6 protein-coding genes are annotated in these 11,506 nt (G+C 57.5%); 2 read left to right on the forward strand and 4 right to left on the reverse strand.

Features of this window, described 5'->3' with window-relative positions; genetic code table 11:
• Window positions 1-50 precede the first annotated feature (50 nt).
• Window positions 51-1,091, forward strand: a complete 1,041-nt coding sequence (locus O1721_RS11115) for an aldo/keto reductase (protein WP_032647793.1) — start codon at window positions 51-53, stop codon at window positions 1,089-1,091.
• Window positions 1,092-1,437: 346 nt separating this feature from the next.
• Window positions 1,438-3,612 (forward strand): siderophore salmochelin receptor IroN, encoded by a 2,175-nt coding sequence (iroN, locus tag O1721_RS11120; RefSeq protein ID WP_023303341.1) that lies wholly within the window; start codon window positions 1,438-1,440, stop codon window positions 3,610-3,612.
• Between the two features lie 44 nt (window positions 3,613-3,656).
• On the opposite strand, the gene O1721_RS11125 is transcribed toward iroN, so the two are convergent.
• From O1721_RS11125 to iroB, 4 genes are all read right to left on the reverse strand, one after another.
• Complete coding sequence (locus O1721_RS11125; protein WP_032647796.1) at window positions 3,657-4,613, reverse strand: alpha/beta hydrolase; 957 nt, start codon at window positions 4,611-4,613, stop codon at window positions 3,657-3,659.
• Between the two features lie 83 nt (window positions 4,614-4,696).
• A complete protein-coding gene (locus tag O1721_RS11130) occupies window positions 4,697-5,926 on the reverse strand; it encodes an alpha/beta hydrolase-fold protein (protein ID WP_017384910.1) in 1,230 nt (409 codons plus the stop codon).
• 101 nt (window positions 5,927-6,027) lie between these two features.
• Window positions 6,028-9,687 carry a salmochelin/enterobactin export ABC transporter IroC gene (gene iroC / locus O1721_RS11135; RefSeq protein WP_045324690.1) on the reverse strand — a complete coding sequence of 1,220 codons (3,660 nt, stop codon included), beginning with the start codon at window positions 9,685-9,687 and terminating at the stop codon, window positions 6,028-6,030.
• A gap of 141 nt (window positions 9,688-9,828) precedes the next feature.
• Window positions 9,829-10,944 carry a salmochelin biosynthesis C-glycosyltransferase IroB gene (gene iroB, locus O1721_RS11140; RefSeq protein WP_017384908.1) on the reverse strand — a complete coding sequence of 372 codons (1,116 nt, stop codon included), beginning with the start codon at window positions 10,942-10,944 and terminating at the stop codon, window positions 9,829-9,831.
• Window positions 10,945-11,506 lie beyond the last annotated feature (562 nt).

Genomic DNA, 11,506 nt, shown 5'->3' on the forward strand with positions numbered 1-11,506 from the left:
GGGGGCGGGTATAACTAACAGACACCCAATCGACATGCGAGGAAAGCGTTATGCGTTATCAAAAACTGGGCAATACCGGACTGTTTGTTTCTGAACTCTGCCTCGGCACCATGACCTTCGGCGGTGAAGGCGGCATGTGGGGCAAAATTGGTCAGCTTCAGCAAAGCGACGCCGAGCAGCTGGTGGGCCGCGCGCTGGACGCCGGGATCAATTTTATCGACACGGCAGATGTCTACTCGGAAGGGCGTTCAGAGGAGATCACCGGGCAGGCGCTGAAGAACCTGAAAATTCCGCGCGAAAACGTGGTCGTTGCCACCAAGGTGTTCGGTGAAACCGGCACAGCGGGGGTGAACTCGCGCGGTAGCTCGCGCTATCACATCATCAGCGGCGTGAAGGAGAGCCTGCGTCGCTTGCAGCTGGATCATATCGATCTCTATCAGCTACACGGTTTCGACCCCGCGACCCCCATCGAGGAGACGCTTTACGCGCTGGATAATCTTGTGCAGCACGGTCACGTACGCTATATCGGCGTCTCGAACTGGGCGGCATGGCAGATTGCCAAAGCGCTCGGCATCTCTGAGCGTCTGGGGCTGGCGCGTTTTGCCTCATTGCAGGCGTACTACACCATCGCCGGGCGCGACCTTGAGCGCGAACTGGTGCCGATGATGCAGAGCGAAGGCGTCGGGTTGATGGTATGGAGCCCGCTGGCGGGTGGTCTGCTGAGCGGAAAATACGATCGCGACGGGCAGAGCGCGGCCGGTAGTCGTCGCCTGGCGTTCGACTTCCCGCCAGTGAATAAAGATCGCGCCTTCGACTGCGTGGACGTGATGCGTACCATCGCCGAAAGTAAAGGCGTTTCCGTGGCGCAAATCGCGCTGGCGTGGCTGCTGCACCAGAAAGTGGTGACCAGCGTCATTATTGGTGCGAAACGGGTCGATCAGTTGGATGACAACATTGCCGCAACCAGCATTCAGCTGAGCGATGATGAGCTGAAACAGCTGGATGCGGTCAGCGCGCTGCCGCGCGAGTATCCTGGCTGGATGCTGGAGCGCCAGGGCGAGTACCGTCGCAATCAGTTAGCGCAACAATAACCTTTCTTTCCCCGGTGGCGCTTGCGCTTACCGGGGCTGCGTTCCCTTGTAGTGACATATTAACGTTATGTCACTACACGAAATACCAATGGGCTGTTCTCTTCTTCCGCAGTTTCAGTATGCCAGCTTTACGAACGCACAGGGCGGTACCCGGGAAGAATCACTCCGGGCCAATGCGTGCGTTTCATTAATGCGCGCATCCGTGTATTAAGGATTGCCTTAATCCTCCTCAAATGATATTAATTATCATTCTTATTATAAAAATAATGGCAGTTTAAAATATCTGGCAAGGATGTGAGCTTAACGATCGATCACTTTTGCGTTAGGCATGTATTAGGGAATGGGTATGAGAATTATCAAGATCTTCTGGCCGCTCACTGCGCTCCTGGCAGGGTTGAACAGTCAGGTATCACTGGCAAAATCCTCCGATGATAACGACGAGACCCTGGTGGTGGAAGCCACCGCTGAGCAGGTACTCAAACAGCAGCCGGGCGTGTCGATTATTACCAGCGAAGATATTAAAAAGAACCCTCCGGTCAACGATCTCTCCGATATTATTCGCAAAATGCCCGGTGTCAATCTGACCGGCAACAGCGCCTCGGGTACACGTGGTAATAACCGCCAGATCGACATTCGCGGCATGGGGCCGGAGAACACCTTAATTTTAATTGATGGTGTGCCGGTGACGTCGCGCAACGCCGTGCGTTATAGCTGGCGTGGAGAGCGTGATACCCGCGGCGACACCAACTGGGTGCCACCGGAACAGGTTGAGCGTATTGAAGTGATCCGCGGCCCTGCGGCGGCACGCTACGGTTCGGGCGCAGCGGGCGGGGTGGTGAACATCATTACCAAACGCCCTACCAACGACTGGCACGGTTCGCTGTCGTTATACACCAACCAGCCGGAAAGCAGCGACGAAGGCGCTACGCGTCGCGCCAACTTCAGCCTTAGCGGGCCGCTGGCTGGCGATGCGCTGACCATGCGCCTGTACGGAAACCTGAATAAAACCGATGCCGACAGCTGGGATATTAACTCCTCGGCCGGTACGAAAAACGCGGCCGGGCATGAAGGGGTGCGCAACAAAGATATTAACGGCGTTGTCTCGTGGAAATTAAATCCGCAGCAAATTATCGATTTCGAAGCCGGATATAGCCGCCAGGGGAATATCTATGCAGGCGATACGCAAAACAGTTCTTCCAGTGCCGTCACTGAAAGCCTGGCGAAATCCGGCGAAGAGACGAACCGCCTGTACCGGCAGAATTATGGCATTACACATAATGGTATCTGGGACTGGGGTCAAAGCCGTTTTGGTGTCTATTACGAGAAAACCAATAACACCCGCATGAATGAAGGATTATCCGGTGGCGGTGAAGGGCGTATTTCGGCGGATGAAAAGTTCACGACCAATCGCCTGAGCTCCTGGCGAACCAGCGGCGAGCTTAATATTCCGCTGAATGCGCTGGTCGATCAAACGCTGACCGTGGGTGCGGAGTGGAGCCGCGATGAGCTCGACGATCCTTCCTCTACCAGCCTGACCGTGGATGACAGTGATATCGGCGGCATTTCTGGCTCGGCTGCGGATCGCAGCAGTAAAAACCATTCCCAAATCAGTGCGCTGTATATTGAAGATAATATTGAGCCGGTTCCCGGCACGAATATCATTCCCGGCCTGCGCTTTGATTATCTCAACGAGTCCGGCGGTAACTTCAGCCCCAGCCTGAACCTCTCGCAGGAATTGGGCGATTACTTCAAAGTCAAAGCGGGGATTGCCCGAACCTTTAAAGCACCAAACCTGTATCAATCCAGCGAAGGTTATCTGCTCTACTCGAAAGGCAACGGTTGTCCAAAAGATATTACATCGGGCGGCTGCTACCTGATCGGTAATAAAGATCTCGATCCGGAAATTAGCATCAATAAAGAAATTGGGCTGGAGTTCGCCTGGGAAGATTACCATGCCAGCGTGACCTACTTCCGCAATGACTACCAGAATAAGATCGTGGCCGGCGATAATGTTATCGGGCAAACCGCTTCCGGCGCATATATTCTCCAGTGGCAGAACGGCGGGAAAGCGCTGGTGGACGGTATCGAAGCCAGCATGGCGTTCCCGCTGGTGAAAGATCGTCTGAACTGGAATACCAATGCCACCTGGATGATCACCTCGGAGCAAAAAGACACCGGTAATCCGCTGTCGATCATCCCGAAATACACCATTAATAACTCGCTTGACTGGACCATCACCCAGGCGTTCTCTGCCAGCGTCAACTGGACGTTATACGGCAGACAAAAACCGCGTACTCATTCGGAAACTCGTAGTGAAGATACTGGCGGTCTGTCAGGTAAAGAGCTGGGCGCTTATTCGCTGGTGGGGACGAACTTCAATTACGATATTAATAAAAATCTGCGTCTTAACGTTGGTGTCAGCAATATCTTAGATAAACAGATTTACCGATCTTCCGAAGGGGCGAATACCTATAACGAGCCTGGCCGGGCTTATTATGCCGGTGTTACCGCGTCATTTTGATCGTAGTGTTACAGGTGTACTGCCCGCGTCAAGGCGGGCAGTGTTTAGCGGCTTAATGAATGACAGCCTGCTGTGTTACCTGCGTTTTCACCACTGATATCTAACAGCGCTCCGCGGAAGGAGGCGTTGAACATCGGCCCGTGTCCCAGGTTTGGGAAATCCCAAAAGGCGGCATTGACGCCTTTATCTTCCAGCGTGGCGAGGGTGGCATGAATTTTCGTCAGCACTCCGGCAGCATGCGTTTCCCGGTTATCGCCCGGTGTCGCCGAACCTTCCATTATCATCAGGCGCCTGGCGCAGTATTGCGACGGCTCAACCGCCGTGATGCGGCTCAGTAGCGCATCATGGCCTCTGCCCAACGACGGGCTGGCGCTGTAATACGTCCGGAAATAAGGGGAAGACAGCCATGCATCCAGCACGAACAGGCCGCCGTAGGAGTGCCCCCACAGGCCGCGACGCTGCCGATCGATATTCAATCCCTGTTCCACCTTTGGCGCTATACGCGTTTCCAGTAACTGGCGGAAGTCGTTGCTACCCCCACTCTTACGGCTAAAACGCCCGTTGCGGGTATCCGTTTTGCCGCTTTCTGCTGCTGGCGTATAGTCGTAGGCCCTGCCGTTGAGATCGAAGGGGAGGTTGGTCTGATACCCGACAGCCACAATCACCGGCGGTGATTTTTCTGCCAGCTGTTTGAGCAGGTCGTCGTTCAGGCGGTCCATAACTGCGTTGCCGTCGAGCATATATAAAATCGGGTAGCCCGACGCCGGTGCGGCTTTATTTGGCACGGCCGTCCATACCCGATAATGGCGGCTGCCATCGGCGGAGTCGAACGAGTTGACGCTGAAATGGTAAAACGCAGAGCCTTTATCGGCGATATTCGGCCCCAGTGGCTGCATATCCGGCTTTGCGAAAGCGTGCGCATTCCAGATAAGGGTGAGACCAGAAAGAAGAGTGACAAGCGCCTTGCGTGAGCGTGTTGGGCGATACTCGCGGGCATACATCTGATGTTTATTCCTTTTCCGCAGGTGACATTTTCTTTATTCAGGAAGCCTGTACAGTTGCCTGAAAGTGTTCGCGGGTCAAGTCAACCCTGGAGTAAACCAAGCCCGTCAATCAGTGCGCCGCGCCACCATGCGTAATCGTGACCCCCGGTATACATTGCGCAATGGCTGTCGACGCCAGCGGTAAGCAACTGCTGATGCAGCCGCTGAACGTGGGGTACCGTCGAACCTTCCAGCGATCCCACGCACAGGCGGATGCGCACGCCCTGCGGCGGGGCAGAAAGCAGATGTTCGCTCACCCATGACGTATCGGTTTCGCTGAACACGTTTGGCCGGCTGGCACCCTCTGGCGTCCACCACATCGAAGGGGAGTGGCTGAGCGCCAGCCCGAACGTTTCCGGTGCGTAACGAGCGGCCATGAGCGCGCTGACCCCGCCGAGGCTCTGTCCGGCCAGCACGGTGCGCGAACGGTCTGCCCACCGCCGCTGCGGGTGTTCGGCGCGGATCGTCGGCAACAACTGGTCGGCGATATCCTTTATCAGCTCGCTGCGCCCGCCGAGTATCGCAGTTCGCTCGTGTTCATCGATATTGTCGATGCCAAGTACAGCCACAGGCACGATGCGTCCGTTGTTTATGGCGGCGTCAATTGCCGCGCATACGCCAAGGTGATCGAACCAGGTTTCACCATCGGGCAGTACCACCAGGCCGAGGGGCTGCGAAACATCAACGTCCGGCAGATAGAGCCGAACCCGGCGCGATTCCCCGGCGAGAGTGCGCGCCGAGGTAAGCAATTGCCCGCTGGGTGACCCGCCGCGCCATTCGGACTGGGCGGGGGCTTTATCAAGCGCCAGCACCGACTCCTGTGTGCTTCCCCGAACGTTGATCCCCGGCGTTTTGTTTAGCGGATCGGCGTGCCCGACGAGGGTAGCAAAGCGGCCTCCGGACTGTGCAATCGTCTCGGCCGGGGTGCCGGGGGGGATTTCCACCAGCGAATAGGAGCCGCAGTAGCTTGCAGGTAAACGCAGTGTCAGAGTCCAGATATCCGTCGCGGGAAGGGCGGTCATCATCCCTTTCGCCACGTGCTCTTTATCCGTCACCCGATTCAGACGCAGATAAACGCCCTGTAGAGGGTGCCTGGCGCGCCATAGAAATGTCACATCACGCTCGTCTTTCGCTCCGTCGACTGGCGTCACCAGCGGTACATTTAGCGACTCAGCGTCTCGCCAGAAGTCAGAAAGGTTAGCAATGTGGCCTGCTGCCAGCTGGCTGCGCAGCCTGGCGATAGCAGAGGGATGTTGTTGCATGTTCAGCATTCACTCTCTTTGAATATGAAGGGTGTCAGTATAAATAGCTAAAGCGGCTATTCCGGGAACAGCCGCTTTAGCGCGTGTTTTGTAATGTCTTACGTGCGCAATTACTCTTCCACGATTTCCCCCGTGATGTCGTGCTGGCGATGGGGAACAGAGCTGCCGACGCTGTCATGCCACAAGCGGGTGTAGAGGCCGCCGGCCGCTAACAGCTGTTCGTGGGTGCCGTATTCCGCAAGCTGCCCCTTATCGATAACGGCAATCAGATCGCAGCGCTGCGCGGTGGTCAGACGGTGCGCCACAATCAGCGCCAGGTGCTTCCCGGTGTGCGCGACGTCTGTTAACGATGACATCAATCGCTCTTCGGATGTGCGATCCAGGCGTGACGTGGCTTCATCGAGCAGCAGGATGTGAGCATTCGCCAGTTGTGCGCGGGCCAGCGCAATCAGCTGGCGCTGACCTGCGGACAGATCGGCACCGCCGTTATTCACCGGTGTGCGGAATCCCTGCGGCAGATTGCGCACCGTCTCATACAGCCCTGCCTGTTGAGAGGCAATCTCAATGTCGTCATTGGTACTGGATGGCCGTGAATAACGAATGTTTTCCGCGATATCACCACTAAACAACGCCACATCCTGATCGACCAGCCCAATCTGGCGACGGTAATCGGCAAGCGAGGCATCATCAATTATCCGATCGCCAATGCTGATCCTGCCGTGGGTGGGGGAATACAATCCGGCGATCAGCTTAATCAGCGTTGACTTACCCGCACCGCTGCGACCAACGACCGCGACGACCCTTCCCTCAGGGATTGTCAGGGTAAGTTTGTTCAGCGCGGGTTGAGGACTGTCGGGATAACTGAACGTGAGCTCATTAAGATGCAGCGCGCCGGTGGCGGGCGGTGCGGAAGAGGGCTCGATGTTCTCTGTGCCTTCGGTCGCCAGCAGTTCATTGATATGTTTGCCGCTGGCCGTCGCCTGCTGCCAGGCGTCGACAATTCCTGATAACTGCTGCACTGGCCCATAGAATTGCCCCAGCAGCAGGAAGAAAGCCGCCAGCACCCCGGCGGTCATTTCGCCTTCGGCGACTCGCGATGCACCCACCAGAAGAACGGCGGCATAGGAGGCCTCGGTGCAGAAGGTCAGGAACGGGAAATAGACGGCAAGGTATTTTTGCGCACGTACGCGGGTCGCACGGAACCGATCCGATAACGCGCGCAGCCGGGCGGCTTCCTGTTCCTGCTGGCCATGCGATTGCACAACGCGCAAGCCGGAGACTTTCTCCTGCAGGGTGCTGTTGACTTTGCCTATTTCCAGCCGCGCCTGCGCATAAGCAGGGGAGCTGAGGCGGCGATAAATCCAGGTTGCCAGTGCGACCACTGGCACCGCGCTTAATGCCGTCAGCGCCAGGAGCGGGTCGAGCCAGAACATGGCGGCGGCGATGGCGAACATTGTCACCAGGCTGGTGGCTGCACCGGCAAGGCCGTTTTGCAGAAAGCGGGCGAGAGAGTCCACATCTACGGTCATGCGGGTCAGACGTGAATCGACATGCTTTTCATGCCAGGGGAGACCAAGACGCAGCATATGGCCGAAGCTGCGCAAGCGCACCGTATGCTGGACTGACTCTGCCGCTCTGGCGGCGAAGACAGTCTGTAGTGAATAACAACACCAGCTCACGGCCACCAGGCACAGGGCGAATAGGGCACAGAGGCCGATAGTCGACATATCGCCTGTGGCAACGCCGGAGTCAATGCCGCGCTGCAGCAGTATAAGTACCCCGACGCCTGCCGCCGAATCGAGGGCGATCAGCAGGGCGGCGATGACGAACATCCACGCCACGGGCTTCAGCAGCGACGTGACTTTGCGGCCTTTACCGGCCAGCGCCTGCTGTACTGCATTTTCCGGCACGCGCGTCATACGGGCGACAAAGCCTTTATCCCCCGTCTGCGCCGCATCGTCTTGTGCCGCTGGTACGGTCGGCCACAATCCGTTAGGCCTACTGTGGGAAGGCGCGAGGAAATCGCCGTCGCCGGTCATCAGCGCGCGGAACGCCGGACAGCGCGCTTCAAGTTCTGCCTGGGTTCCGGTGTCCACCACCCGGCCCTTATCCAGCACCACAATCCGGCTGGCTAACTGAAGCGTCGAACGGCGTCGGGCAATCACCAGCAGCATATGCTTTTCGTCAGCATAGCGACTCAGCGCGGTGTTGATCTCCGCTTCAGTACCGGCATCGACCGCCGAGGTGGTGTCATCGAGGATCAACACTTCCGGCGCGGTAATGAGCGCCCGTGCCAGCGCGATTCGCTGCCTCTGTCCGCCGGAAAGATTCGTACCGCGTTCGGTTAATTGGGTATCGAAGCCTTTCGGCAGGGCGTTGATAAAATCGCTGGCTCCTGCTGCCCTCGCCGCGAGGCGAATGTCGTCCGCCGTTGCCTGAGGGTGCCCGTAGGCGATATTTTCCGCCACCGTACCGGCAAACAGAAAAGCATCCTCAAACACAACGCCTACCCGACGACGAAGCGCCTCCAGCCTGAGATCGCGGAGGTTCTGTCGGCCTGCGCTGGTGTTGAGCCATATCTCTCCGGCGCTGGGATCGTAAAAACGCGCCAGCAGCATCAGCAGCGTGGATTTCCCGGAACCCGATGCGCCCACTACCGCCACCGTTTCACCGGCGTGCAGGGAAAAGGAGACATCGCTGAGGATGCGTCTGCCGCCACGGTACTCGAAGCTCATATTCTCCAGTTGCAGCCCGATAACCTGACCGTTAATCGCCTCCGTCCCGTCTTCCATCTGCGAACGGGTGTCGATCAGAGCAAACACGCGCTCCACGGACGCCTGGGTGCGCTGGGCGATAACCAGAAACGATGCCAGTACACGGGTTGGCCCGGTCAGCATCGCGAGGAAGCTGGCAAACGCCACGAAGGTGCCGAGATCGATGCGCCCGTGCATAACCGACCAGCCGCCGTAGCACAGCAGGACGATTTGCCCGAGCACCGGTAGCGCCAGCATGGTGGCACCTGGCATCGCCTGCGAGATGGCCGCGCCGATGCGTACCCGCACCATCTGCCGCGACTGGCGATCCAGCCAGCGCGTTTCACGCAGCTCCGCCACGCAGGATTTTACCACTGAGATCTGCGCCAGCACCTCGCGCATATGTTCGGTGAGATTTGCCAGTCGGTCCGAGGCCAGCCCGGTTTGCGCAAAGACCCGGCGACGCGCGCGCAGCGCAGTGATAGCCAGGCATGCCAGTACGCACACGACGATGAGCGTCATGGCGGGTGACATCCACAGCATCACGGCAATGCCGGCAATGTAATAAGTGAACACCGCCAGCGGCACCGGGCACATCTGTAGCAGGGTATGTACCTGCTGCAGATCGCTGTTGGTCAGTGAAATCACCTGCCCGGTGCGCAGTGCGTCCTGGCCTGCGCCGTCAAGTTTTTGAATACTGTCGAATGCCCGTCCTCGCAGGGTGTGCTGCACCCAGAGCGAGAGCTCCCCGGCATAACCGCGGCGCACGTAGTTACCGATGAAATCAAAAAAGGCAATCAGCAATAGCCCGCAGGCCAGCCACGGCAGACGAGTCGGATTGCCCGCCAGCGCGTCGTTCACCGCTTGCCTTGTCAGCAACGGCGTCAGCGCGGCCAGCAGAATGGTCGAGACCGACGCTACCACTACGATGATGCTAAGTTTCTTACGTTCCCAGCACACGCGTGCCAGGCGAACTATCCAGGACCGCGCAGGAGTGGGAGAGTGAGTCGCAGGCATTAAGCCTCCTCCGTCTGTAAACAATAGGATCCAAGTCGGATCGCTGTGCAAAAAAAAGCGCCAGCCCGATCCGGTCCCGCATTGTTACGGGCGTATCTCCTGGATGCGTGCTGGCGTATGATCGTCATGACGGCGTAGTGGCTACCCTTTCTGTACCCTCGCGATCAGGCTTTTCGCCACCTCGCTCGGACAGGGTTGCGCTGCCATTTCCGCCGCTACCTCTTCAGAGGCGTCGCGAAGCGCGCGATTGTCGAGGAAAGCATTGATCATGCTGCTCGACAGGCCGTCGTCGCCGGGGATGATCCCGCAGCCGCGTTCGACAACAGCGCGGGCATTTACCGGGCGATCGGCACCCTGGCCGAAGACGATCTGTGGAATACCGGCGTGCAGTGCCGTCAGGGTATTGCCCGCGCCACCATGATGAATGAAGCCATCTGCGCCGTTCAGGAAGGCTCCCATGGGTATCCAGTCGACCAGGCGAACATTTGAGGGCAGTGAGCGCAGATCCGACCGCGCATTGGCCGAAAGATGCAGGATGATCTCGGCATCGACTTCACTGGCGGAATCCATCACCCAGGCGATCAGGTCAAGGCCGTCGACCATCGGTTTGACGGTACCGAGACTCACCAGCAGACGTTTACGGTCGGGCGTCCTCTCCCACCACGGTTCCCACACCGCGCCGCCGTTGTACGGGACGTACTGCATGGGAATAATGGGTTCTCCGTCGTTTTCAAGAATGCTCATGCTCGGTGGTGTTACGTCGATCCAGGCCATATCGCGCGGTGCGGCCCCAACGCCGTGGCGATGATAGGCGTCCGCGAGCGAACGCGTTACGCCTTTGATATGCCAGGGCGTATGGCCGAAGCCGACGGTTTGCATTACGACCGGTATATCGTATTTGGCGGCAATCAGAGGCCCGATGACCCCGAGCGGCGGGTAGATGATGAGATCGGGCCGCCAGTGTCCGGCAAACTCCACCAGGTGGTCGGCCATCTCTTCGCTGAAGAATGAGAAGTTGCCCATTTTTGTGCCGATGTTGCTTTCTTTTCGCTGTGCCTCGCGGCGGCGATAGTCAGCTTCAGAATCAAAACCGGGTGCGGCGTCAAATACCACCAGCCCTGCTTCTGCCGCTTTTTGGGCGAATTTTCCTCCGCTGGCGATCAGCACTTCATGGCCGTTAACGCGAAACGCCTGTGCCAGAGACAGCACAGGATACAGCAGCCCATAGAGAGGCGGGCCTACAAACAAAATACGCATGAGAAAATCCCTCTCCGCTTGACGAACTAAATCAGGAAGTCGACGCAGTCATATGCCAGCAGCAGGACGTTAATTTTCGTAAAGCCTGCTTTGACAGACGCTGCGTCCTTTTTGAGTTTCATCAGCCTTACGAACGGTCCTGTCGCTGACTATTCCGTGACGTAGGCTGGTGAATCGGGAATTCCTTGTCCCGGCTTCCATTAACGCTTACGCGCCGTTGTCCTTTTGAACAGCCCAGGCGTCGTGCTGCCACGCCGCGGTGTTCAGATGCATTTGTTGAGTGTGAGACCGTTCAACAAACCTGGAGAGGCTTGTTTCCTGATACCTCTGTATACCTTGCCAGATAAACCATCAGTGCAAATGCTAATGATAATAATTACTATTATCATATGTGAGTTGCAACTATAATTAAGCACTTAATGCACAATGAATCGATTATGGGAAAAATCGCAGGTGGGGCTCAGCAAAAGGGGACTCTGTGGATTTAGGCACAAAATCCCACGCTTGCGGCGGTTTACAGGCGGACCTGGTGATTCTGTGTAATTGATGGCGGGGGTCTACG

Source organism: Enterobacter cloacae complex sp. HYC033_NIDB, assembly GCF_056673335.1.